We start from the raw sequence: 21,868 nt of genomic DNA on the forward strand, positions 1-21,868 counted from the left end.
AATGCGGCTGGTCTGACCCCCTGTCCGCCGCATTTGCAGGGGATTTACAAATATCCGGCCTTGGTAACCGATGATAACGGATTGTTACGAACGCTTAACTCTTCATCCGCCATCCCGCCGAATAAAGCCGTGCGGCCAGCGCATAGAGCAGGACGATGGCCACCAACAGGAACAGCGCCGATCCCCAGGGCATAGCCCCGCCCAGGATACCGTGGCGGAACCCCTCCATCGCATGGAAGATCGGGTTCAGCCGCACGATGGTGGCCAGCGTTTCCGGCATCGACTCGACGGGCGCGAACAGGCCCGACAGGAAGGAGAGCGGCGTGAACAGAAACGTGAAATAGGCAGAGATATGGTCCCACTTGGTGCTGGCCATACCGCAGAGCAGACCGCACAGCGCCATGAACAGCGATCCGGCCAGCGCAAAGCCCAGCGCCGCCAGTGGGTTGGCCACCGGCAGCGGCCAGAAGAACAGCGACGCGATCCAGACCACGATGCCGCTACCCATGCCGGCCACAACGCCGGCCAGAAGATAGGCGGGGATGGCTTCACGCGCGCCGATGGGCGCCATCAGCTCGTCGATGATATGCCCCTCGATCTTGCTGTAGAGCAGCATGAAGCCGCCATTCTCCGCCGAGCGCAGCAGGATCGACAGCATGATCAGGCCCGGCACCAGATAGGACAGCACCGCATCACCTTCCGGCGTGCCCCGCTGCGGCCCCAGCCCGAACAGGAAACAGACGAAATAGATGCCCGCCATCAGGGCGGGTGCAATCAGGAAGGCCGCCGCCATCTTCACCATACGCCGAAGCTCGCGCCGGCACAGCGTCAGGAACGCCACCCAGTGGAAACCCGGCACCTGCCGGCGGATCAAGGGATTGAAGGCGCCGGCGGGGCCGCGCGTCTGTTCCATGGTCATTCGCAGCTTTCCTTCACCTTGAGCGAAACATCGCTTCTATCGTCATCCTGGCGACAAGCCGGGATCCATGGTTCCAAGATCAACAGCGCCCGCGATCTGGATTAAAGCGGTAAAGGTTGGGCATCTGGCCCCTGGGTCCCGGCTTGCGCCGGGATGACGAAGGGGATGCCGCCAAATCGACAGATCAAGCCTTCAGCTTGTAACCCTTGTTGATCATCCGCCAGGCCACAAAGCCAAGGATCAGATTGATGCCCAGCATCACCAGGATGCCCGTCACCAGGGTCCCGTCCGTCTGGCCGATGAAGCCATAACGGAAACCGTCGATGAAATAGAAGAACGGATTCAGATGCGCGATGAAGCGGAAGGCGGGCGGCACGCTGTCGATGGAATAGAAAGTGCCCGACAGGAAGGAAAGCGGGGTCACGATGAAGTTCGTGACGACGGCCATATGGTCGAACTTATCGGCCCAGATGCCGCCGATCAGGCCCAGCAGCGCCAGAAGCGAGGCCGCCGCCACCCCGTGGAACAGGATGAAACCGATGGAATGCAGTTGCAACGGGATGAACAAGGCGATGGCCAGCGCCGTGACCAGCCCGACAATGGCCCCGCGCACCACCCCGCCAATGACATAGGCGGCCGTCAGTTCCAGCGCGGAAATGGGCGGCATCAGCACATCGACGATATTGCCCTGCACCTTGGCCACCAGGACGGAGGAGGAGGAATTGGCAAAGGCGTTCTGGGCGATGGCCATCATGATCAGGCCGGGCGCCAGGAACAGGAGGAAGGGCACATCCCCCACCATCCGCACCACCCCGCCCAGCGCCAGCGCGAAGACGGCGTAGAACAGCAGCGTGGTGACGACGGGGGCCGCGATGGTCTGGACCCAGACCTTCAGGAACCGGTGCACTTCCTTACGGATCAGGGTGGCAAGCCCGATCCAGTTGACGGCGCCAACGGCGCGGGGCATGGGGAGGGTCGGTTGCGACATGATATTGGGATCTATCCGGGGCAGCGGAAATGAAGTGCCCGACACTATACGGGCATCCGGTTGGCGGCAATGATGGTGCAAAGCGCAGGGGATTGGCAGTGACGGACGACACGGGGCGGGCGGGAAACGGGCGCAAGGTGGCAAAGCGGGTTACGCCTGCCTATCTGGACCGGGCCGCCCTGCATTATCTGGAGCGGTTCGCCAGTTCGTCGGCCAATCTGCGCCGGCTGCTGCTGCGCCGCGTCGATGCCTCGGCCAGGGCGCACGGCACCGACCCGCAGGAGGGGCGGGAATGGGTCGACGCGCTGATCGCGCGCTATCTCCGCTCCGGCCTTTTGAATGACGGGCTTTACGCGGAAATGAAGGCGTCGGGCCTGCAACGGCGCGGCGGGTCTACGCGGGTCATCCGCCAGAAGCTGATGGCCAAGGGTCTGGATGGGGATCAGGTCGAAAAGGCGCTGGGCAGCCTGGAAGGGGCCGAGGAAGGGGAGGCGGAATGGAACGCGGCGCTGGCCTATGCCCGCCGCCGCCGGCTGGGCGGCTTCCGGCCCGACCGGGGCCTGTCGGAGGACGAGGCGCGGACGCGGCGCGATAAGGATATCGCCGCCATGGCGCGGGCCGGGTTCGACCTGGAAACCGCGCGGCGGGTGATCGACAAGGAGGGGGAGGAATAGCCCATCCCCCACGAGAGCTGTTTTCGGTCAACCGAAAACAGCGCCGACGCGTGAGGAAAACGAAAGGCTTAAGCGTGTTTCCGGTCACCGGAAACACGCTCCAGTAGACTACTCGCTCTGGATCTGCTGACGCGCCGTCTCCAGAAGCGTCTCCAGTTCCTTTTCGATGCGGTGCTCGGACACATCCACGCCCTTGGCCTGGAAATCGGTCAGGATGCGGCGGACAATGTCCTTGTGGCCCGGCTCCTCGAAATCGACGGTGACGATCTGCTTGGCATAGGCGGCCGCATCGTCGCCGGTCAGACCCAGCAGGCCGGCGGCCCACAGGCCTGCCAGCTTGGCGCGGCGGGCGTTGATGCGGAACAGCAGTTCTTCGTCATGCTTGAACTTGTTTTCGAAGGCCTGTTCGCGTTCGTCGAACGTCGTCATTTTTAATCCTCTGCAGGCAGGTCGAACGATAGAGCCTTGGCCCTTATATACGGCAGATGTGACATAAGCCATCACCTGACGCATCGTCCTCACCTTTAGGATGGTGAGCCATGGGGAATTTTTGAAGGTCGACGCCGATATGTGCACCGTTGTGATCCTGCGCCGTCCCGGCCATGACTGGCCGCTGCTGCTGGCCGGCAACCGGGATGAGATGAAGGGGCGGCCCTGGAAGCCGCCGGCCCGCCACTGGCCCGACCGGCCCGAGGTGATGGCCGGCATCGATGAGTCGGCGGGCGGGTCCTGGCTGGGTGTGAACGACCATGGCGTCGTGGCGACTGTCCTGAACCGCGAGGGTACGCTGGGGCCGATGGCTGGCAAACGCTCACGCGGCGAACTGGTGCTGGATGCCCTGGACCATGCTGATGCCGCCAGTGCCGCCGACGCCCTGGCCCACCTGGATGGCCGCGCCTACCGGCCCTTCAACCTTGTGGTGGCCGACAACCGCGATGCGTTCTGCCTGTCCCTGACCGGGGAAAGCCGGCGGGTGCGGGTGGAAACGGTCCCTGTGGGCCTGTCCATGGTCGCGGCGTCTGACCTGAACGACCCGGACCATCCTCGCCTGCGCTTCTTCCGACCGCTGTTCCAGGCGGCCCCCGCGCCTGATCCGGCGTTGGACGATTGGTCGGGCTGGACGCCACTGCTCCGCAGTCGCATCTGGGACGGGGATGCAGGGCCACGCGGGGCCATGTGCATCGTGACGCCCAGCGGATTCGAGACGGGCAGTTCCGCCCTGGTCGCCCTGCCTTCTATCGAAAGGCTGGGCACCAAGCCCCGCTTCCTGTTCGCACCCGGACGGCCCGATCAGGTGGCGTTCGCGCCTGTCGCCCTCTGATCACCGCCACCCAGCACTGACCCGCCCGCATCGCTGGTTTCATTGTGCGGGGGCGCGTTGCTTGCTATAGGGTTGAGCACCGGACCCGCTGGTTTTGCCATGCGGGTCCGTCTCCCTTTGGCTGGAACGATTGCTGGACACCAGACCCATGACGCGACGCCGGCGCATCTACGAAGGCAAGGCCAAGATTCTGTATGAAGGCCCTGAGCCTGGCACCCTGGTCCAGTACTTCAAGGACGACGCGACCGCCTTCAATGCCCAGAAGAAGGGCACGATTACGGGCAAGGGCGTCCTGAACAACCGCATCAGTGAATATCTGATGACGAAGCTGGGCGAGATTGGCATCCCCAACCATTTCGTGCGCCGCCTGAACATGCGTGAGCAACTGGTGCGTGAAGTGGAGATCATCCCCATTGAGGTGGTGGTCCGCAATATCGCTGCCGGTTCTCTGACCAAGCGTTTCGGTATCCCGGAAGGCACGCCGCTGCCCCGCTCCATCGTCGAATATTATTTCAAGAACGACGAGCTGGGCGACCCGATGGTCTCCGAAGAGCATATCACGGCCTTTGGCTGGGCGGCTCCGCAGGACCTGGACGACATGCTTTCGCTGGCCCTGCGCATCAACGACTATCTGAATGGTCTGTTCCTGGGCATCGGCCTGAAGCTGGTGGACTTCAAGGTGGAGTTCGGCCGGCTTTATGAAAATGAAGAGATGCGCATCATCCTGGCCGACGAGATCAGCCCGGACAATTGCCGTCTGTGGGACGCCAAGACCAACGAGAAGCTGGACAAGGACCGTTTCCGTCAGGACCTGGGCAATGTTGCCGAGGCCTATCAGGAAGTGGCCCGCCGCCTGGGCATCCTGCCCGAGGCCGGCCCCGGCGACCATACCGCACCCAAGCTGGTGCAGTAAGTTTTGATCTTCCATTGCTGAAAAGGGTTCTCCCATGAAGGCCAAGGTCGTTGTGACGCTGAAGAACGGCGTGCTGGACCCGCAGGGTAAGGCCATCGGCCATGCCCTGACCAATCTGGGTTTCGATGGCGTCGGCGAAGTCCGTCAGGGCAAGCTGATCGAGCTGGAGGTCGCTGAGACCGACCCGGCCAAGGCCAAGGCCCAGATCGAGGAAATGTGCCGCAAGCTGCTGGCCAACACCGTCATCGAGAATTACTCGATCGAACTGGTGGCCTGATCCTGCTGCTCGCCGCAAGGTGGGTACCGGCAGCGGTGCGAATGGAAAGGGACGTCTTCGGACGTCCCTTTTTGCTTGTCGGGAGGGGATGTTTGCGGCCAGGGTTCGGGAAAACATCCTTCTGGGAACCTGACACGATGCGCGAACGTCCCCTGACCCGCCTGTTGGCCGCCACCCTGGTCGTCATGGCGGCCCCTGTTTCGCTGACCCTGCCGGCATCGGCTGCGGGTCAGGATGATGTGCTGAAATGCCTGGGCATCGTCGATAATGGCGCCCGTCTGGCCTGTTACGACCGCACGGTTCCGGCCCTGCGCCACACGCCGCAGCCGCCCGCCGCCCCTTCGGCCCCCGTGCCCCCGGCGGCCCCCGCCGTCGCCGCACCCGTGAACAAGGAACAGGCCTTCGGTGCCGAACGTATCGACCGCAAGGACGCCCCCGCCGGCACGGTCGCGCAGGAAGCCGAAAGCATCACGGCCAAGCTGACCAGCGTCAGCCAGCAGACGACGGACCGCTACACCTTCACCCTGGACAATGGTCAGGTCTGGTCCCAGGTCGTCGCCCGCTCCATCGCCAATGCCAAGCCGGGCAAGCTGGTGAAGATCGAGAAGGGCATGTTCGGCAGCTTCACCATGACCATCGACGGCGTCACCGGCATCATCAAGGTCCGCCGGGTGAAGTAAATTTCGCGGTCGCGTCCTCCGATTTCCCTTGATCGTGTTCCGTATTTGAGATTTTATCTCATTTATGGAACAAGATATTGACACACGCCTGGCCGCGCGTCTGGCGCAACTGCGCCGTGATGCCGGCTGGTCACTCGACGATCTGGCGGCGCGCAGCGGCGTGCCCAAGGCCACCCTGTCCCGGCTGGAACGGGGGGAGACCAGCCCCACGGCCAGCCTGCTGGGCAAGCTCTGCGCCGCCCATGGCCGCCCCATGTCCCGCCTTCTGGCAGAGGTGGAGGCCGAACCCGCCCTGCTGATCCGAGCGGCGGACCAGCCCGTCTGGACCGATCCCACCAACGGCTTCGTACGCCGGTCCCTGTCGCCGCCCGCATCGGGGCTGGAGACGGAGATGATCCACGGCACCCTGCCGCCCGGTACCATCATCGATTATGACGCCCCGCCCATGCCGGGCCTGGAACAGCATATCTGGCTGCTGGAAGGCCGGCTGGAATACCGGCTGGACGGCGTGGCGCATGTGCTGGAACCGGGCGATGTCCTGCGCTTCCGGCTTTACGGCGCCTCGCGCTTCCACGCACTGGGCGACGCGCCCAGCCGCTACATCATCGCCATCACCCGACCCTGAAGGTTCATCCATGCGTTACGACATTGTCACGGCTGGCCCGGAGGATTTCGCGGCGGCAGTACCGGATCTTGCCCATGTCCTGGCGGCTTGCGTCGCCAATGGGGCCGCCGTCGGCTTCATCCCGCCCCTGGACCTGGACGCTGCCGCCGCCTTCTGGCACGGGCAGGAAGGGGCCGTGCGGACGGGGGAGAAGCATATTCTGCTGGCCGTGACAGAGACGGGCCGCATCATCGGCACGGTCACCCTGGCCTTGGCGCCACAGGTGAACGGCACCCACCGGGCGGAGATTGCCAAGATGCTGGTGCATCCCGATGCGCGGCGTCAGGGGGTGGCGGCCAGCCTGCTGAAACGCGCGGAGCAGGTGGCACGGTCCAAGGGCCGCCGGCTGCTGGTGCTGGATACGCGCGAAGGCGATGATGCCGAACGTCTTTATGCCCGCCTGGGCTGGCAAAGCTGCGGCACCATCCCGGATTATGCCCTGAATGGCGACGGCACCAGCCACACGACCCATGTCATGTACCGGCAATTGCCGCCGCCACCCGCCGGCCTGATGATTGAGCACAGCCACCCCGATTCCCCCGACGCGGTTCCCCTGATCGACGCCCTGTCCGCCGATCTGGCCGCCCGTTTCGGCAGCGACGGGCGCGGCGGACTGGCGGGATGGGACGCGGTGGCGGACCGGTCCCTGTTCGCCCTGGCACGTCTGGACGGTGTGGCCGTGGGCTGCGGCGCCGTGCGCCCCTTCGACGGGGAGGTGGCGGAAATCAAGCGCATGTATGCAGTGCCAGGCAGTGCAGGCGTCGGCGCGGCGGTTCTGTCCTTCCTGGAGGAAGGGGCGCGGCGGCTGGGCTATCGCCGGCTGCTGCTGGAAACCCGCTGGGCCAATGACCGGGCCGTCTCCTTCTACCGCCGCCATGGCTACCGGCTTGTGCCTAACTACGGAACCTATCAGGGACGGGCGGAATCCGCCTGCTTTGGCAAGATATTGTAGGCCAAACCCACTGCCGCCCGTACAGGTTGACGCAAAGGGCGCATCTGGTCAGGATGCGGCCCAGTGGATACCAGGGTTTGGGGGATTGGGAGATGGCACGGCTGAAGGATCGCGTGGCCCTGATCACGGGTGCGGGCAACAATATCGGTCGGGCCGTGGCCCTGGCCTTTGCCCGCGAAGGGGCCGACCTGATCCTGCAATATGAGGATGACGCCCAGTCGAATGCCGTCAGCGAACTGTCGCGGGAGGTGGAACGCCACGGTCGCCGCGTGCTGGCGCTGCGCACCGACGTGACCAATGCCGACGGCGCCTATGGGCTGGTTGAAACTGCCGTCACGGGTCTGGGCCGCGTCGATATTCTGGTCAACAATGCCGGGCTGCGGCCCGCCATTTCCTTCATCGACACCACCGCCGAACAGTTCGACATGGTGATGGCGGCCAATGTGCGCTCGGCCTTCATGATGACGCGCATGATCCTGCCACTGATGTTTGCGCAGAATTACGGGCGCATCGTCACCACCGTGTCGGATGTCGCCTATCACGGCGCACCCGGCTACACGCTCTATGGTGCGGCCGCCGGTGCGCTGCTGGGCTTCACCCGCAGCCTGGTCCACGATATCGGCCCGCGCAACGTCACCGCCAATTGCGTGGCCCCCGGCGCCATCGATCCCAAGGCAGGGTCCGCCGTGGCCCAGGCCGGGGTGGATGCCCTGCGCCGCGCCCTGCCCAGCCAGCGCCTGGGCAGCGTCGACGATGTCACGCCCGCCTATCTCTTCCTGGCATCCGACGATGCCCACCACATGATCGGCCAGTGCATCAGCCCCTGCGGCGGGGCCGTGATGCTGTGATCACACCTGGATCGGGTCGCTCGGCCCTAACAGGTCCGGGTAACCCTTCACCCAGATATTACCATCCTCCACACTGACCCCGGCCCCGAACCGGCGCAGCAGATCCAGTGCCGGTTCCATATCCGGCAGCATGGTGACACCCGTCCGCCCCGGACTGTTCAGTCCGGCCAGCAGCAGGCCCATGCCCTTTGACGGACCCAGCCCTTCATGCAGCGCCGGTATCGGCCATGGCGTGCCCGTGATGGTGCCCGGCAGCAGGTCACCCCGGCGCACGGTCAGCCGCGCGCCCACCCGCTCCAACGCCGGACGCAAGCCAGTCAGCGACACCGACTCGGCCGCCAGGACGGCTGTGACATCATGCGCGGCCAGCGCACCGGTCAGCAGCGGCACCGCTCCAGGCCGTGCCGTCAGGTCCAGAACACGGTCTGGCTCGCACCACCCACCCATCCCCCTTCCCTGCACCCGCCAGGTCTCCCCCGCCGCCACTGTGGCGCCCAGGGCCGTCAGCGCGGGCATCAGCGCGGCCAGCCCGTGCGCGTCACGGACATGCACATGCGTGCCGCCACGCGCCAGGGCGGCCAGGATCAGGGCCAGGGAGGGCAGGTCGATCGCAGACATGATCCGGCCTTCGGTGGGGGGATTTATGGGGACCGGGCATAGCATGGACGGACGGTGCCGCAAAGCATGCCGGCCCCGTTTCGGGGGCCTCGCATGGCGGCACCACGCGCAAACCGTGACAGTTCCGTTTGACAGGGGCGCGTAGCCATGGCAGATGCGGCCTGAACCGCGGCGCATGTCCAGGCGCGCGTGATTGACGGAGGTATTGCCGTGGCCAAGGCCGAGTGGGGTATCAAGCGCATCTGCCCGAATTGCGGCGGGCGTTATTATGACATGAAGAAGGACCCGCCGACCTGCCCGTCGTGCGGTACCGTGTTCGATCCCGAAGCGCTGCTGAAGTCGCGCCGCGCCCGTCCCATGCCGGTGGAGGACGCCAAGAAGGTGGTCGCCCCGCGTGACGATGAGGAAGCGTTGGATACGGAGGTCGAGGAGGAACTGGACGAGGCCGCCGATATCGCCGATGACGATGTCGATGTCGCCGACGAGCTGGAAGCCGACGAGGTCGATGACGGCGTGGGCGAGGACGAGGATGTCCTGCTGGAAGATGCCGACGAGCTGGATGACGGTGACGACATGGGCGAAGTGGTCGATGTCGAGGGTGATGAGGAGGTCTGATCCTCCCCCGTGCGGGCCGGGGATGTCAAAAATCCGTCACCGGCCCGAATTTTCCGCTTGCATCAATGCGCGAGTTTCTAGATAAACCCGCGCACGGCGCTGACGACCCAGACAGCGCCAACAGTTTCGGGGCCATAGCTCAGCTGGGAGAGCGCTACAATGGCATTGTAGAGGTCAGCGGTTCGATCCCGCTTGGCTCCACCAAATCGAAAAGGCTCCGCTGGAAACAGCGGGGCCTTTATCGTTTCCGGCGCCTGACAAATGACGGGTCCGCTTCTGGCCAGGGGGATGGAGCCACCGGGCTGGATTACCGCTATTTCAGCCCTCGGGTCGCTGCTGATGCCCGCTGTCCGACCGATATTCGTTGCGGGATCGCAAATAAAAATCCCGAACTATGCACCATTGGTCCCATGCCACTTCCCCCCGGTGGCCTTTGATTCGTTACATTTCCGCCCCTATAAGTGCCGGCCAGGGGCGTTACTTGGGTGTCGAAATCCAAACCCCGAATGGACTAGCCAAAACGGATATGAATTCACGGATCGGCCCCAGGCCGGTCACGGCGAAGCCATGATCAGGCGGGTAAATCCAAAGGCAGGGGCGGCAACCATCCTTTGTGGATCGAGAAAAAATGTCTGGTAGCTTGCGGGCGGGTACGCCCAACGATGATACGCTGCTTTCCCAGTCGCCGCGCGACACGCTGGCCGGCGGCGCCGGCGACGATATCTATGATGTCCTGCATTACGGCACCATGGTGCGGGAGCTGCAGGATGGTGGCCACGATGTCGTGGTCGCCCATATCGACTATGTCCTCCCCGACTTTGTGGAGGATTTGGTCCTGGACTATGCCACGCGCGGGCATCAGCCCAACCCGGCCAGCGCCGGCGCCCTGATCGGCATCGGCAACCGTATGGACAACACCATCGCGGGCAACGCCCTGAACAATGTTATCAAGGGCATGGTCGGTAACGATACGCTGCTGGGCAATGGCGGCGATGACGTCCTGGAGGGCGGCGACGGTAATGACCTGCTGTCCGGCGGGTCCGGCAATGACACGCTTTATGGCGGGACCGGGAATGATGATCTGGCCGGCGGCATCGGTGATGATGTCATCATCGGCGGGGCCGGCGATGATCGCATTTTTGGCAATGATGGTCTGGATGTGGTCCGCTATGACGGACGCCTGGGCTTTATCGGCGGCGACCATGCCTATATCCGCGATGCCAATGGCGGCATCACCGTCAGCAGCGTCAATGGCGACGGGGTCGACACCCTGACCGGTGTTGAACTGGTGGTGTTCGGTCTGGATGTGCTGGTCAATAGCCTTCCCACGTCCGGCACGGCCCGCAACGGCTTTGATGAGAAGCTGTACCTGTCGATGAATGCCGACGTGGCCAATGCCGTCCGCAATGGCGGCATCGCCAGCGGTCTGGAACATTTCCGCCAGTTCGGGGAACGCGAAGGGCGTGATCCCAACGCGCTGTTCGACACGGACTATTACCTTGCCAACAACAATGATGTGGCCGCCGCGGTTGCGCGCGGGCAGACCACGGCCTGGTCGCATTACAGCAATTATGGCTGGAAGGAAGGGCGCGACCCGTCGGCCTATTTCAACACCCGCGCCTATCTGGAGACCAATGACGATGTCGGAGCCAGCGGCATGAACCCGCTGCTGCATTTCCTGCATATCGGCGCCGACCAGGGGCGGCTGGCCCAGTTATCCAACAGCACGCTGGACTGGATCGGGTGACACCCGAGGACCAGCACGCACAAGCCGCGTCTTTTTGTCCCGTGACAGAGTGCAGGACGCGGCGTAGCAAATGAGGGTGGCCGTGCCGATAAGCGGGCGGCCATTCCTTTATCTACGCAGCCGCTTTTATACAGGTGCGTCATGTATGTTGTTTACATGCTGCTGGGCATGCTGGTTGGCCTGCCCTTTGCCGGTGTCTTCTATTACGCCATCTGGATGTTCCTGACCGGTGGCGATCCCGGTGGCGGGGACAGCAGCCCCTTCTGATCCCATGCGCCGCCTGACGACCCTGATCCTGACCCTTGCCACCCTGGCGTCGCCGGGTCTGGCGCAGGATATGCGCGCGCCAGGCGTTGCCGCGGATGACAGCCGCCAGATTGTCGATATTACCGGCCCACCCTGGAACAGCATCGCGCGGGTACAGACCAATATCGGCGGCAAATGTACCGGCACCGTGATCGGCCCGCGTCTGGTGCTGACCGCCGCCCATTGCCTGTACAATCCCCGCACCCGCCGCCTGCTGGCAGCGGGCTCGCTACATGTGCTGCTGGGCTATGAGCGGGGGGACTACAAGACCCACCTGACGGTCGATGCCCTGCATGTCCCCACCGCCTATGACGGGACGAAGCCGGGGGAGAGCGTGCGCCATGACTGGGCATTGCTGCGCCTGTCGGCGCCGGCGGATGTCCCCGTCCTGGCCCCTGCCTCCCGCGCCGCCGCGTCGGGAGATAGCGTGGCCCTGGCCGGGTTCAGCCAGGATCGTGTGCATCTGCTGATGGCCGATCGCGACTGTGCGGTCACAGCACAGGGCAAACCGGCGGGACCGGGGGGAATGCTGATCTTCCATTCCTGTTCGGCCAGCCGGGGCACCAGCGGCGGGCCGCTGCTGGTCCGCACCGACGGGCAATGGCGCTTGGGCGGCGTGAATGTCGGCATTACCGCCCAGGCCGGCAATCTGGCCATCTGGCCCGATGGGCTGGACGGCGCCATCAAGGCGCTTTCCGCACCCTGATGCGGGCAAGACTTTCCCCGCATTGCGGAAATAGCCTATAGTCGGCGCAACGCCTTTTCCAATCGCCCGTGGAAAGAACTGCTGCTTATGGCCGACCCGATGTCCGGCGACGATCTCGACCGTTCCTCCATCCTGTCCGTGCCGGTGCAGGTGTCGGTCCGCCTGGGCCGACGCCGGTTGCGCATCAGCCAGCTTCTGCGCATGGGGGCGGGTGATGTGGTGGATCTGGAACGGGTCGTGGGCGATCCGGTCGATGTCTATGTCAATGACCGTATGGTGGCGAGGGGTGAGCTGGTGGTGGTTGATGGGCGTCTGGGCCTGACCATCGTGGAACTGATGCCCCAGGCCACCCGTGGGCGTGAACCGCTGGGCCCCGGCCCCGGTGAATGACCGGGGCTGTCATGGACAATGCGCCCAAACGTATCCTTCTGATCGATCCGGACGCAGCACTGCGCCAGACTCTGGCCGAACAGTTGGCACAGCAGGCGGGAATGCTGCCCCTGCCTGCGTCCACGGGTGAAGCAGCGCTGGCCCTCCTGGCCGACCATGGCGCCGATGCCGCCCTGCTGGACGGGGTGCTGGCCGGCGAAGGCCTGATCCCGGCGCTGCGGGCAGGTGGCCTGACCGGGCCGCTGGTCCTGCTGCTGCCGGCGGGCATGGGCGTACCGGCGGGGGCCGATGATCATCAGGACAAGCCGGTCCGCCTGGGCACGCTGCTGGCCCGGCTGAAGGCGCTGCTGCGTCAGGCGGAGATCGTGCAGGCGGCAACCGCCCTGTCGGTGCGTATCGGCGCCTATCATTTCCTGCCGGCGGCCAAGCGGCTGGAGAAGGCGGACGGTGCCGCCATCCGTCTGACGGAAAAGGAAACGCAGATTCTGGACCACCTCTGCCGCTGCGGCGGCATGGCGGCGCGGCAGGACCTGCTGGACAATGTCTGGGGCTATGGCGCCGGCATCGATACCCACACGCTGGAAACCCATATCTACCGCCTGCGCCGCAAGATCCGGGCGGGCCTGGGCCAAGATCTCCTGCTGCTGCGGGTGGATGGCGGCTATCGACTGACGCTGGAGCCTGTGCCGGCATGACGCCTCCTTCCCGCCGCGCCCTGCTGGCCCTGTTCGCCCTGTCGCCGCTGGCTGCCTGCTCATCCGGTCCAAGGCCGGAGGATGAGGAAGGGTTGCCGCCTGACCTGCCACCCCTGCCGGCGGTGCGGCGCATCGTGCTGTCCCACGCCAAAAGCGGGGAACGGGTAGATGTGGTCTATTTCTTCAACAATGCCTATGACCCCCGCGCCATGCAGAAGATCGAACTGCTGCTGCGTGATCGGCGGACGGGGCAGGTGGGGCGCATCGACCCGCTGCTGATGGATTTCATGTTCGACCTGTTGCAGCGCACGGGCCTGCCCCCCTCCACGGAGGTGCAGGTGACGGACGGGTTCCGTTCCCCCGGCACTAATGCCGATCTGGTGCGCGACAACCCCAATGCCGCCCGCGAAAGTTATCACCTGCAGGGCCGGGCCATGGATTTCAAGGTGCCGGTCCTACCCGGCCCGGCCCTGGGCGAAATTGCGAAAACCATGCAGCGGGGCGGGGCCGCCTATTACCCTTCCACCGGCCATACCCATATTGATACGGGGCCCAACCGCACCTGGAAAACGCGATGAAGCGCTGGCTGCTTGCGTTTGCCCTTCTACTGCCGCTGACCGGGTGCAAACCGGTCCTGACCGCGCGCGTGCCCGTCCTGCCCACCGGTGATGAGCTGCCCGCCGGGGCGGTGCCCCGCGATCTGCCCACCGGCACCGGCGACACGCTGACCGTGACCGAGGAAAAGATGCGGGTCGGCGTGCGCTATGTGGTCAGCGCGCCGGGCGGCCGCGTCGGCTCCATCGCGTTCGAACCCGTGCCCGACATACCGCTGGCCCGCATCCAGGTGCCGGGCGGGGAGGCGCGTGCTGTCTTTCTGGCCCAGGGAAGGGTGACCCAGGCCGGTCTGGAAAGGCTGCTGCACGGCACCCGCCACGCCAAGGATCTGGCCCGCACCCTGACAGACGGCGTGGGTGCTGCGGAGGAACGCTATCTCTTCGCCTTCTTCGCCCTGATGCGCCAAGGCACCGATGCTCCGCGCCTGGCCCTGATCCAGTGCGGGGTGAGCCATTCCGGTCAGGAACCCATCGCCAAGGCGTTGCAGGTACAGGCCGCCCGCCAGGGGTTGAGGCTGGACGCCGATGGCGACTTGATCCGCCTGCCCAACCGCGATCTGGCCCTGTCGGTGCTGTTTCAGGGGCTGCGCGACGCCCTGGCTAACGGCGACTGCCGCGCCGACCTGCCGTTGCAGCTTCCTGATCTGTGATTGCGCTCTACCCCATTTAAGCACCATTGACCGCCATTCGACCCGTGTGATGGCGCGCTTCATGTGGTAGGGATACGGCAACCGGCTGCCCATTCCTGGGGGCCGGGCCTGGTGCGTGCGGAATGGAACTGGTCAGGCCATGACGATGATGAGCGGCACCCCGGCCATCGTGCCGGAGGTGGGACGGAGCCCCGATCCCGTGGCCGGCGCGCGGCGCCTGCTGGCCCGTCTGCGTGACGTCATGGCGGGCAGCGGGTCGGCGCAGGACCGGCTCGACAAGATCGTGATGACCATCGCCCATGAGATGACGGCGGACGTGTGCTCCTGCTACGTCATGCGCGCGGGCGAGGTTTTGGAACTGTTCGCCACCATCGGTCTGAACCCGGACGCCGTGCATAAGACCCGTATGCGTGTGGGTGAGGGTTTGATCGGCGACGTGGCGGCCCATTCGCGGCCCATCGCGCTGGCCAACGCCCCTAGCCATCCCAATTTCGCCTATCGCCCCGAAACAGGTGAAGACCCGTTCAACGGCTTCCTGGCCGTGCCGATTGTGCGCGGGGGCCGCGTGCGCGGCGTGCTGGCCATCCAGCACAAGGACCGCCGCGATTATGACGAACAGGAAGTGGAGACTTTGCAGACCATCGCCATGATCGTGGCCGAACTGGTGGTCGTGGGCGAACTGGTCGACAGCCGCGAGCTGTCGTTGGTCAATGATCTGGTCCTGCTGCCGTCACGCGTGGAAGGCACCAGCCTGAACCGGGGCGTGGGCATGGGCGTGGCCGTTCTGCACCGGCCACAGCTGACCATCCGCCAGATGGTGGCCGATGATCCGGAGGCAGAGCTGGCGCGCCTGAAAGAGGCCGTGACCAGCATGCATTCGGCCATCGATCAGATGCTGATCGCGGTGGGCGAGTCTGACAGCGAACATGCGGAGATCATGCAGACCTACCGCATGGTCGCCGCTGACCGTGGCTGGCTGAACCGTATCCGGGAGGCGATCCGGTCCGGCCTGACGGCGGAAGCCGCCGTACAGCGCGTGCAGGATGACAATTCCGCCCGCATGGCGCAGGTGGCCGATCCCTATATCCGCGACCGGCTGCTGGACCTGAACGACATCACCAACCGGCTGTTGCAGCATCTGGCCGGCAAGCCCGTGGTGGCGACGGGCGGCACCCTGCCCGATGAATTCGTGCTGGTGGCCCGCAATCTGGGTCCCGCCGAACTGCTCGATTATGACCGCCGCCGTCTGCGCGGGCTGGTGTTGGAGGAAGGGTCGGCCTACAGCCATGTGGCTATCGTGGCCCGCGCGCTGGACATCCCCGTGGTGGGACAGGCCGCCGACATCCTGCGCCGGGTGGAACCGCTGGATTTCCTGATCGTCGATGGCGACAATGGTCAGGTCTTCGTGCGGCCCGCCGACGACATCCAGGCTGTCTTTGCCGCCAGCCTCGCCGCCCGTCAGCGCCGGCAGGCCGAATATGCAAGGCTGCTCGAACTGCCCGCCGTCACGCGTGACGGGCAGGATGTGAAGCTGATGCTGAATTGCGGGCTGCTGATCGACCTGCCGCATCTGAAAACGACGGGGGCGGACGGGGTCGGCCTGTACCGCACCGAAATCCCCTTCATGGTCCGCCCCTCCTACCCGGACGTGGCAACGCAGTTTGAGAATTACAGCAAGGTGCTGGAGGAGGCGGGCGGCCTGCCCGTCAATTTCCGTACCCTGGATGTCGGTGGCGACAAGACCCTGCCCTATTTCCCGGAACTGGGGGAAGAGAACCCGGCCCTTGGCTGGCGCGCTATCCGCATCGGTCTGGACCGTCCCTCCATGCTGCGCAAGCAGCTGCGCGCCATGCTGATGGCGGGGGCCGGACGCGATGTGCGGATCATGTTCCCCATGGTCGCCACCGTCGCCGAATTCATCCAGGCCCGCCGCATCCTGGACCTGGAGGTCAAGCGCCTGAAGGATGGCGGCCATCCGGGTCCGGCCGACCTGAAGGTCGGGGTCATGATGGAAGTGCCGGCCCTGCTGTTCCAGCTGGACGCCCTGCTGCCCCTGGTCGATTTCATGTCGGTCGGGTCGAACGACATGTTGCAGTACCTGTTCGCCAGCGACCGCGGCAATCCCATGATGAATAACCGCTACGACCTGCTGTCGCCGGCCCTGCTGCGCGTGCTGAAGATGCTGGTCGAAAAATGCGGGGAGGCGGGGGTGACCCTGTCGCTGTGCGGGGAAATGGCCAGCAAGCCCCTGGACGCCATGGCCCTGCTGGGTGTGGGCATGCGCCATCTCTCGATGTCGGCCCCGGCCTTTTTCGAGGTGAAAAGCATGCTGCGCTCGCTGCATGCGGGTGACCTGGCCGCCTATATGGATCAGCTCTATCACCTGCCCGTCCGCAGCCTGCGGCCCTACTTGAGGGCCTATGCGGCTGATCACGGTGTCCGCTTGGGGTAATGCCGGAGCACCGGGCGCATGGGTTGCGCGAACCCGCTCCCCGTTGCTAAGAGAAATAGCGTAAGGCAAAGGGTCAAAGCCGGCGGGGAACCATGGGCGACCAGTACGGACGACAGCAGGATATGCGCGAGATGCGCAATGGCGGTGCAGGCGCAACGGCATCGGAGCCGGAGGCGCAGCAAGCCCATCCGCCCGGCCCCCGCCATGTTGGCGAGGCGCTGAAGGCACGGCGTGAGGCGCTGGGCTACAGCTTGCCGGATCTCGCCGCCAATCTGCGCATCCGCCAGAACTTCCTGGAAGCGATCGAGGAAGGGCGCTGGTCGGACCTGCCCGGCCACGCCTATTCCACGGGCTTCCTGCGCTCCTACGCCCAGATCGTGGGCCTGGACCCCGGTGCCGTGCTGCTGCGGTTCAAGCAGGATGCGGCAGGGCATGAGCCGGCACCGGAGCTGTATTTCCCCGAACCCGTGAATGAAAGCCGCGTGCCCGGCGGGGCCGTGCTGCTGATCTCGGCCCTGCTGGCGCTGGGTGTCTATGGCGGCTGGTATGTGCTGTCGGCGGCGGACCGGTCGGTGGGCGATCTGGTCCCGGCCCTACCGGAACGCCTGTCCAAGCTGATCTATGGCGACGGCACCGTCGTGGAACCGCCGCCCACCCCCACCACCGTCCTGAACCAGGGACAGGTGGAAGCGCTGGTGGAAGCTGCACCGCCATCGGCACCGGAGGTGGGGTCGGCCACGACGACCGGCCTGCCCACCGCCCCGCCCATGCCCACCGCCAGCACGTCCACACCGCTGCCCGCCACCGACACCACGCCCGTGGCCCAGGGTCCAGCGACGGACGAGGATAGCGAAGTGCCGCAACTCCCCGACCTGGGTCAGGCTCCCGCCCCGACCACGGCGCCCGAACCCGCCACGCCCGATGTGGAACCGGTGGCCGCCGGTGAGGTGTCGGGTACCCCCGCCGCCCCCGCCGCCAATGCCCCGCCCGCCACCACCGAACAGGTGGTGCCCACCGGCCGCGTCTTCGGTCTGGCCGACGGCAAGGTGCGCGTCACCATCCGCGCTGTGGAGGATAGCTGGATCGAGGTGCGCGACGGCAAGGGCACGCTCTGGGCCTCGCGCGTGCTGCGCCGGGGCGACCTGTTCCGCGCACCCGACGTGCCCGGCATGGTGCTGAACACCGGCAATGCCGGCGGCCTTGTCGTGTCACTGGATGGCCGCGACCTTGCCCCGCTGGGCGCCAAGTCCCAGGTATTGCGCAACGTCCCCCTGGCCCCCGAGGCACTGGCGACGCGGTAAGTCTTGGCGTAGGTCAGGTCGAGGCGCAGGTCGAGCCCTGACAGAAAAAGCTTTCAGTCCATGATCCGTCAGGGCCCGCGCGCTGCGATCGACCTGACCTACGAAGTTGACCCCTGTCCCCGAAGGTTCATCCATGAGCCCCAACCACGATCCCACCGCCCACCGCCCCTGGCGCCAGATCCAGCGCCGCAAGTCCCGTCAGGTGCGGGTCGGGTCGGTGCTGGTGGGGGGCGACGCGCCGATCAGCGTCCAGACCATGACCAACACGTCCACCGCGGACGCCAAGGCCACGATCGAGCAGATCCGGCGGGCGGAAGAGGCGGGCGCCGATATTGTCCGCGTCTCCTGCCCGGATGAGGAAAGCACGGCGGCCCTGGTCGAGATTGTGCGTGCAGCACAGGTGCCCATCGTGGCCGACATCCATTTCCATTACCGCCGCGCCATCGAGGCGGCGAAGGCGGGTGCCGCCTGCCTGCGCATCAATCCCGGCAATATCGGGTCGGCGGAACGGGTGCGCGAGGTGGTGCAGGCCGCCAAGGACCATGGCTGTTCCATGCGGATCGGCGTCAATGCCGGCAGCCTGGAACGCGAATTGCTGGAGCGTTATGGCGAACCCTGCCCGGAGGCGCTGGTCGAAAGCGCTTTGACCCACGCCAAGATCCTGGAGGATCATGATTTCCGGGAGTTCAAGATCTCGGTGAAGGCCTCCGACGTCTTCCTGGCCGTCGCAGCCTATCAGGGGCTGGCAGAGGCCTGTGACTACCCGCTGCATATCGGCATTACCGAGGCGGGCGGCCTGCGCGCTGGCACCGTCAAATCCTCCATCGGCCTGGGTATGCTGCTCTGGTCCGGCATCGGCGACACGATCCGCGTCTCCCTTTCCGCCGATCCGGTGGAAGAGGTGAAGGTCGGGTATGAGATGCTGAAAAGCCTGGGCCTGCGCCGCCGGGGTGTCACCGTCATCTCCTGCCCCTCCTGCGCGCGGCAGCAGTTCGACGTGATCAAGACGGTGGAAGTGCTGGAAGAACGCCTTGCCCATATCACCACGCCCCTGACTGTGTCTGTCATCGGCTGTGTCGTGAACGGGCCGGGGGAGGCGACCATGACCGATATCGGCTTCACCGGCGGCGGCAAGGGCACGCATCAGGTCTATCTGGGGGGTGTTCCCGCCCACCGCCTGAAGGACGAGGCCATCGTCGACCATCTGGTAAAGCTGGTGGAAGAAAAGGCCGCCGCCATCCGCGCGGGGCAGTGATACCCGATCCCGCGATTGGCGGTGATCAGCGGTAGCGCATGTGTTTGCGGGGTCTGCGGGGGATGCTGTGGGGGCCGGAACTGCTGACTTCCGGCTCTGTCCGCGCTATGATGCACACCATCATCGCCAGACCCGCGCGAACCCATTCGTCGTTGCCCGCTTCCGGAGCGCTTGGGGGGGGGGGTAGCGTCATGGAACGCACCCCTGTTTTATGTTTCATTTGGTTGCAGGACACCGATTCCTGGCCAGAGCAGACCTGTCGCCGCCTCCGAATTCAGCCGGCAGGCACCGCTGTTAAAGCCAGCCGCGCTTGCGGAAGTACCAGAGCGGTAGGACGGCGGACAGCACCATCAGGCCCAGCGCCAGCGGATAGCCGAAGCTCCAGTCCAGTTCCGGCATATGTTCGAAATTCATGCCATAGATGCTGGCAACCAGCGTTGGCGGCAGGAAGGCGACAGACGCGACCGAGAATATTTTGATGATGTTGGTCTGCTGGATATTGATCACGCCCAGCGTGGCATCCAGCAGGAAGTTGGTCTGCATGGCCTGAAAGGCGGCATGTTCGACCAGGGAATGTATGTCGCGCCCGATGGTCTTCAGCCGCGATTTCTGGTCCTTGTTCATGCGCGGGCCCGTTACGGTGGTGGCAAAGGCCACCAGCCGTTCCAGGCCAGCCAGACTGTCCCGCACCTTCTGGGTCAGGTCGCCGGCCCGGCCCACGGCGGTGATGACGGCGCGCATCGACACCGTTGTGGGCGGGCGGCGGCGGACATGGGTGCGGTCCACCACCTGATGGCGCGGCGCCTTGGCCCCGTCGCGGATGGCCAGCGTTTCCACCGTCCGATCCTCATGATCGGCGAAGACGCGGTGCGACAACCGGTCCAGGTCCGCCGTGACACGTTCCAGAACGTCGGCGGCGCGGTCCACTACGGCCTCCAGCAGGCCCAGGAACGCTTCCATCGGGCAGGTCACCAGTTCCTGCTGTTTCAGGGCGCGGGCCGCGAAGATGGCGAACCAGAGCGGTTCGGTATAGCGGATGGTGACCAGCCGGTCAGGGGCCAGCACAAAGGTCAACAGCCCGCGTTCCAGCAGGCCCGTGGCGGAGCGTACGATGACCGGCGTGGTCATGAAGGCCACCTCCCCCTCGGTATAGAGGCGGGAGGAGGTTTCGATCTCGTTGATATCTTCCAGGGTCGGCAGGTCCGCCGACAGCAGGTTGGAAACGGTCAGCCGCTCCATCTCGTCCGGGTGCAGCAGGTCAAGCCAGACCGTGCCCGGGGGAATGGCATCCCCCGGACCCACAGCCTGGGCCGTCAGGCCACTGGCGTCCCGGACGTAAGCCGTAATCAAAGGCCGATCCCGGCGGGCAGGGGCACACCGGCGCTGCGGCAGGCGGCGGTGACGGTATTGGCCAGCAGACAGGCAATGGTCATCGGCCCCACCCCACCCGGCACCGGTGTAATGGCCCCGGCCACCGACGCCGCCTCGGCATAACAGACATCGCCCACGATGCGGGTCTTGCCGGCAGCAGCAGCGGCGGGATCACGGGCCGGCACACGGTTAATGCCGACATCGATGACCACCGCCCCTTCCTTGATCCAGTCGCCCTTAACCATTTCCGGGCGGCCCACGGCGGCGACTAGGATATCCGCCTCGCGGCAGATGCCGGCCAGATCGCGGGTGCGGGAGTGGGCAATGGTGACAGTACAGTCGGCCTGCAACAGCAGCTGCGCCATGGGCTTGCCCACGATGTTGGACCTTCCCACGACAACGGCATGCATGCCGCGAAGGTCCTTCACCGTATCCTTCAGCAGCATCATGCAACCCAGCGGCGTGCAGGGCACCAGGGCCGGCAGCCCAACCGATAGGCGCCCGGCATTGACCACATGGAACCCGTCCACATCCTTGGCCGGATCAATGGCCGACAGCACGGCCTGCGCATCGATATGGCCGGGCAGGGGGAGCTGGACCAGAATGCCGTGGATCGACGGGTCATTGTTCAGCTGGTTGACCAGACGCAGCAGCTCATCCTGGCTGGTGGAGGCATCCAGCCGGTGGGTGACGGAATGCATGCCGGCTTCGCGGGTCTGTTCGCCCTTGTTGCGGACATAGATGGCGCTGGCCGGGTCCTCGCCCACCAGCACCACGGCCAGACCGGGGACCAGGGCATGGGTGGTACGCAACTGCTCCACGGCGGCGCCGATGCGCGCCCGCAAGCCGGCGGCGAAGCCCTTGCCATCAATGATGCGTGCCTCGGCCATATCCGGTCTCCCCGTTCTCTCA

Annotated in this window: 25 protein-coding genes and 1 tRNA gene; 20 read left to right on the plus strand and 6 right to left on the minus strand. The window is 65.4% G+C overall.

The features are described 5' to 3' along the window. Positions 1-94 precede the first annotated feature (94 nt). Together C0V82_RS11410 and C0V82_RS11415 are read right to left on the minus strand one after the other, a co-directional pair. A complete protein-coding gene (locus tag C0V82_RS11410; protein WP_102112453.1) occupies positions 95-919 on the minus strand; it encodes an ABC transporter permease in 825 nt (274 codons plus the stop codon). A gap of 184 nt (positions 920-1,103) precedes the next feature. Then, the gene (locus tag C0V82_RS11415; protein WP_102112454.1) at positions 1,104-1,907 is read right to left on the minus strand and encodes an ABC transporter permease; all 804 of its coding nucleotides are present in this window, start codon (positions 1,905-1,907) and stop codon (positions 1,104-1,106) included. A 98-nt stretch (positions 1,908-2,005) separates the two neighbouring features. Here C0V82_RS11415 and C0V82_RS11420 point away from each other — a divergent pair, with 98 nt between their 5' ends. Next, positions 2,006-2,581, plus strand: coding sequence for a regulatory protein RecX (locus C0V82_RS11420; protein ID WP_245924074.1), 576 nt, complete (start codon positions 2,006-2,008; stop codon positions 2,579-2,581). 108 nt (positions 2,582-2,689) lie between these two features. Here C0V82_RS11420 and C0V82_RS11425 read toward each other — a convergent pair whose 3' ends face one another. Continuing rightward, entirely contained in the window at positions 2,690-3,010 is a 321-nt protein-coding gene (locus C0V82_RS11425; protein ID WP_102112456.1) for a DUF1476 domain-containing protein, read from the minus strand. A gap of 139 nt (positions 3,011-3,149) precedes the next feature. Here C0V82_RS11425 and C0V82_RS11430 point away from each other — a divergent pair, with 139 nt between their 5' ends. The 7 genes from C0V82_RS11430 to C0V82_RS11465 all read left to right on the plus strand — a co-directional run bounded on the left by C0V82_RS11430 (position 3,150) and on the right by C0V82_RS11465 (position 8,236). Continuing rightward, entirely contained in the window at positions 3,150-3,902 is a 753-nt protein-coding gene (locus tag C0V82_RS11430; RefSeq protein WP_102113384.1) for an NRDE family protein, read from the plus strand. A 148-nt stretch (positions 3,903-4,050) separates the two neighbouring features. Next, positions 4,051-4,815 carry a phosphoribosylaminoimidazolesuccinocarboxamide synthase gene (purC, locus tag C0V82_RS11435; protein WP_054167927.1) on the plus strand — a complete coding sequence of 255 codons (765 nt, stop codon included), beginning with the start codon at positions 4,051-4,053 and terminating at the stop codon, positions 4,813-4,815. 34 nt (positions 4,816-4,849) lie between these two features. Then, complete coding sequence (gene purS, locus C0V82_RS11440) at positions 4,850-5,092, plus strand: phosphoribosylformylglycinamidine synthase subunit PurS (RefSeq protein WP_054167928.1); 243 nt, start codon at positions 4,850-4,852, stop codon at positions 5,090-5,092. A gap of 137 nt (positions 5,093-5,229) precedes the next feature. Beyond that, the gene (locus tag C0V82_RS26870) at positions 5,230-5,772 is read left to right on the plus strand and encodes a hypothetical protein (protein ID WP_158659875.1); all 543 of its coding nucleotides are present in this window, start codon (positions 5,230-5,232) and stop codon (positions 5,770-5,772) included. Positions 5,773-5,836: 64 nt separating this feature from the next. Continuing rightward, positions 5,837-6,397 (plus strand): helix-turn-helix domain-containing protein, encoded by a 561-nt coding sequence (locus C0V82_RS11455; RefSeq protein ID WP_102112459.1) that lies wholly within the window; start codon positions 5,837-5,839, stop codon positions 6,395-6,397. A 10-nt stretch (positions 6,398-6,407) separates the two neighbouring features. Further along, positions 6,408-7,388 carry a GNAT family N-acetyltransferase gene (locus C0V82_RS11460; protein WP_102112460.1) on the plus strand — a complete coding sequence of 327 codons (981 nt, stop codon included), beginning with the start codon at positions 6,408-6,410 and terminating at the stop codon, positions 7,386-7,388. Between the two features lie 92 nt (positions 7,389-7,480). Beyond that, entirely contained in the window at positions 7,481-8,236 is a 756-nt protein-coding gene (locus tag C0V82_RS11465) for an SDR family NAD(P)-dependent oxidoreductase (RefSeq protein ID WP_158659876.1), read from the plus strand. On the opposite strand, the gene C0V82_RS11470 is transcribed toward C0V82_RS11465, so the two are convergent. Continuing rightward, the gene (locus C0V82_RS11470) at positions 8,237-8,854 is read right to left on the minus strand and encodes a 3-phosphoshikimate 1-carboxyvinyltransferase (protein WP_102112462.1); all 618 of its coding nucleotides are present in this window, start codon (positions 8,852-8,854) and stop codon (positions 8,237-8,239) included. 210 nt (positions 8,855-9,064) lie between these two features. Here C0V82_RS11470 and C0V82_RS11475 point away from each other — a divergent pair, with 210 nt between their 5' ends. The 12 genes from C0V82_RS11475 to ispG all read left to right on the plus strand — a co-directional run bounded on the left by C0V82_RS11475 (position 9,065) and on the right by ispG (position 19,585). Continuing rightward, on the plus strand, positions 9,065-9,469 hold the full coding sequence (locus C0V82_RS11475; protein ID WP_102113385.1) for a TIGR02300 family protein: 405 nt from the start codon (positions 9,065-9,067) through the stop codon (positions 9,467-9,469). A gap of 128 nt (positions 9,470-9,597) precedes the next feature. Continuing rightward, positions 9,598-9,673 (plus strand) — tRNA-Ala (locus C0V82_RS11480). Positions 9,674-10,097: 424 nt separating this feature from the next. Further along, complete coding sequence (locus tag C0V82_RS11485; protein ID WP_102112463.1) at positions 10,098-11,216, plus strand: calcium-binding protein; 1,119 nt, start codon at positions 10,098-10,100, stop codon at positions 11,214-11,216. A gap of 141 nt (positions 11,217-11,357) precedes the next feature. Further along, a complete protein-coding gene (locus C0V82_RS27785) occupies positions 11,358-11,483 on the plus strand; it encodes a hypothetical protein (protein ID WP_281262352.1) in 126 nt (41 codons plus the stop codon). 4 nt (positions 11,484-11,487) lie between these two features. Further along, entirely contained in the window at positions 11,488-12,228 is a 741-nt protein-coding gene (locus C0V82_RS11490; protein ID WP_102112464.1) for a trypsin-like serine peptidase, read from the plus strand. 87 nt (positions 12,229-12,315) lie between these two features. Continuing rightward, complete coding sequence (fliN, locus tag C0V82_RS11495) at positions 12,316-12,618, plus strand: flagellar motor switch protein FliN (RefSeq protein WP_102112465.1); 303 nt, start codon at positions 12,316-12,318, stop codon at positions 12,616-12,618. After that, a complete protein-coding gene (locus tag C0V82_RS11500) occupies positions 12,615-13,313 on the plus strand; it encodes a response regulator transcription factor (protein ID WP_245924075.1) in 699 nt (232 codons plus the stop codon). The genes fliN and C0V82_RS11500 overlap by 4 nt, the downstream gene beginning before the upstream one ends. Continuing rightward, entirely contained in the window at positions 13,310-13,891 is a 582-nt protein-coding gene (locus C0V82_RS11505) for a YcbK family protein (protein ID WP_102112466.1), read from the plus strand. The genes C0V82_RS11500 and C0V82_RS11505 overlap by 4 nt, the downstream gene beginning before the upstream one ends. Further along, entirely contained in the window at positions 13,888-14,577 is a 690-nt protein-coding gene (locus C0V82_RS11510; protein ID WP_102112467.1) for a hypothetical protein, read from the plus strand. The genes C0V82_RS11505 and C0V82_RS11510 overlap by 4 nt, the downstream gene beginning before the upstream one ends. A 148-nt stretch (positions 14,578-14,725) precedes the next feature. Next, positions 14,726-17,029: a phosphoenolpyruvate--protein phosphotransferase gene (gene ptsP / locus C0V82_RS11515; protein ID WP_370466045.1), complete on the plus strand. Its 2,304-nt coding sequence runs from the start codon at positions 14,726-14,728 to the stop codon at positions 17,027-17,029. Between the two features lie 92 nt (positions 17,030-17,121). Then, on the plus strand, positions 17,122-18,330 hold the full coding sequence (locus C0V82_RS11520) for a helix-turn-helix domain-containing protein (RefSeq protein ID WP_102112468.1): 1,209 nt from the start codon (positions 17,122-17,124) through the stop codon (positions 18,328-18,330). Positions 18,331-18,463: 133 nt separating this feature from the next. Then, positions 18,464-19,585 carry a flavodoxin-dependent (E)-4-hydroxy-3-methylbut-2-enyl-diphosphate synthase gene (gene ispG / locus C0V82_RS11525; protein ID WP_102112469.1) on the plus strand — a complete coding sequence of 374 codons (1,122 nt, stop codon included), beginning with the start codon at positions 18,464-18,466 and terminating at the stop codon, positions 19,583-19,585. A gap of 294 nt (positions 19,586-19,879) precedes the next feature. Here the strand turns inward: ispG and C0V82_RS11530 are convergent, their stop codons facing one another. Next, positions 19,880-20,935, minus strand: coding sequence for a magnesium transporter CorA family protein (locus C0V82_RS11530; protein WP_102112470.1), 1,056 nt, complete (start codon positions 20,933-20,935; stop codon positions 19,880-19,882). Further along, positions 20,932-21,846, minus strand: coding sequence for a bifunctional methylenetetrahydrofolate dehydrogenase/methenyltetrahydrofolate cyclohydrolase FolD (folD, locus tag C0V82_RS11535; protein ID WP_102112471.1), 915 nt, complete (start codon positions 21,844-21,846; stop codon positions 20,932-20,934). The genes C0V82_RS11530 and folD overlap by 4 nt, the downstream gene beginning before the upstream one ends. Positions 21,847-21,868: the final 22 nt, after the last annotated feature.

The sequence above is a fragment of the Niveispirillum cyanobacteriorum genome (assembly GCF_002868735.1).
GTDB classification, from domain to species: domain Bacteria; phylum Pseudomonadota; class Alphaproteobacteria; order Azospirillales; family Azospirillaceae; genus Niveispirillum; species Niveispirillum cyanobacteriorum.

Excerpts from the sequence above, each read along its gene's own strand:
- C0V82_RS11410 (WP_102112453.1), bottom strand. The coding sequence starts at position 919 with ATGACCATGGAACAGACGCGCGGCCCCGCCGGCGCCTTCAATCCCTTG.
- C0V82_RS11415 (WP_102112454.1), bottom strand. The coding sequence starts at position 1,907 with ATGTCGCAACCGACCCTCCCCATGCCCCGCGCCGTTGGCGCCGTCAAC.
- C0V82_RS11425 (WP_102112456.1), bottom strand. The coding sequence starts at position 3,010 with ATGACGACGTTCGACGAACGCGAACAGGCCTTCGAAAACAAGTTCAAG.
- C0V82_RS11430 (WP_102113384.1), top strand. The coding sequence starts at position 3,150 with ATGTGCACCGTTGTGATCCTGCGCCGTCCCGGCCATGACTGGCCGCTG.
- purC (WP_054167927.1), top strand. The coding sequence starts at position 4,051 with ATGACGCGACGCCGGCGCATCTACGAAGGCAAGGCCAAGATTCTGTAT.
- purS (WP_054167928.1), top strand. The coding sequence starts at position 4,850 with ATGAAGGCCAAGGTCGTTGTGACGCTGAAGAACGGCGTGCTGGACCCG.
- C0V82_RS26870 (WP_158659875.1), top strand. The coding sequence starts at position 5,230 with ATGCGCGAACGTCCCCTGACCCGCCTGTTGGCCGCCACCCTGGTCGTC.
- C0V82_RS11455 (WP_102112459.1), top strand. The coding sequence starts at position 5,837 with ATGGAACAAGATATTGACACACGCCTGGCCGCGCGTCTGGCGCAACTG.
- C0V82_RS11460 (WP_102112460.1), top strand. The coding sequence starts at position 6,408 with ATGCGTTACGACATTGTCACGGCTGGCCCGGAGGATTTCGCGGCGGCA.
- C0V82_RS11465 (WP_158659876.1), top strand. The coding sequence starts at position 7,481 with ATGGCACGGCTGAAGGATCGCGTGGCCCTGATCACGGGTGCGGGCAAC.
- C0V82_RS11470 (WP_102112462.1), bottom strand. The coding sequence starts at position 8,854 with ATGTCTGCGATCGACCTGCCCTCCCTGGCCCTGATCCTGGCCGCCCTG.
- C0V82_RS11485 (WP_102112463.1), top strand. The coding sequence starts at position 10,098 with ATGTCTGGTAGCTTGCGGGCGGGTACGCCCAACGATGATACGCTGCTT.
- C0V82_RS27785 (WP_281262352.1), top strand. The coding sequence starts at position 11,358 with ATGTATGTTGTTTACATGCTGCTGGGCATGCTGGTTGGCCTGCCCTTT.
- C0V82_RS11490 (WP_102112464.1), top strand. The coding sequence starts at position 11,488 with ATGCGCCGCCTGACGACCCTGATCCTGACCCTTGCCACCCTGGCGTCG.
- fliN (WP_102112465.1), top strand. The coding sequence starts at position 12,316 with ATGGCCGACCCGATGTCCGGCGACGATCTCGACCGTTCCTCCATCCTG.
- C0V82_RS11500 (WP_245924075.1), top strand. The coding sequence starts at position 12,615 with ATGACCGGGGCTGTCATGGACAATGCGCCCAAACGTATCCTTCTGATC.
- C0V82_RS11505 (WP_102112466.1), top strand. The coding sequence starts at position 13,310 with ATGACGCCTCCTTCCCGCCGCGCCCTGCTGGCCCTGTTCGCCCTGTCG.
- C0V82_RS11510 (WP_102112467.1), top strand. The coding sequence starts at position 13,888 with ATGAAGCGCTGGCTGCTTGCGTTTGCCCTTCTACTGCCGCTGACCGGG.
- ptsP (WP_370466045.1), top strand. The coding sequence starts at position 14,726 with ATGAGCGGCACCCCGGCCATCGTGCCGGAGGTGGGACGGAGCCCCGAT.
- C0V82_RS11520 (WP_102112468.1), top strand. The coding sequence starts at position 17,122 with ATGGGCGACCAGTACGGACGACAGCAGGATATGCGCGAGATGCGCAAT.
- ispG (WP_102112469.1), top strand. The coding sequence starts at position 18,464 with ATGAGCCCCAACCACGATCCCACCGCCCACCGCCCCTGGCGCCAGATC.
- folD (WP_102112471.1), bottom strand. The coding sequence starts at position 21,846 with ATGGCCGAGGCACGCATCATTGATGGCAAGGGCTTCGCCGCCGGCTTG.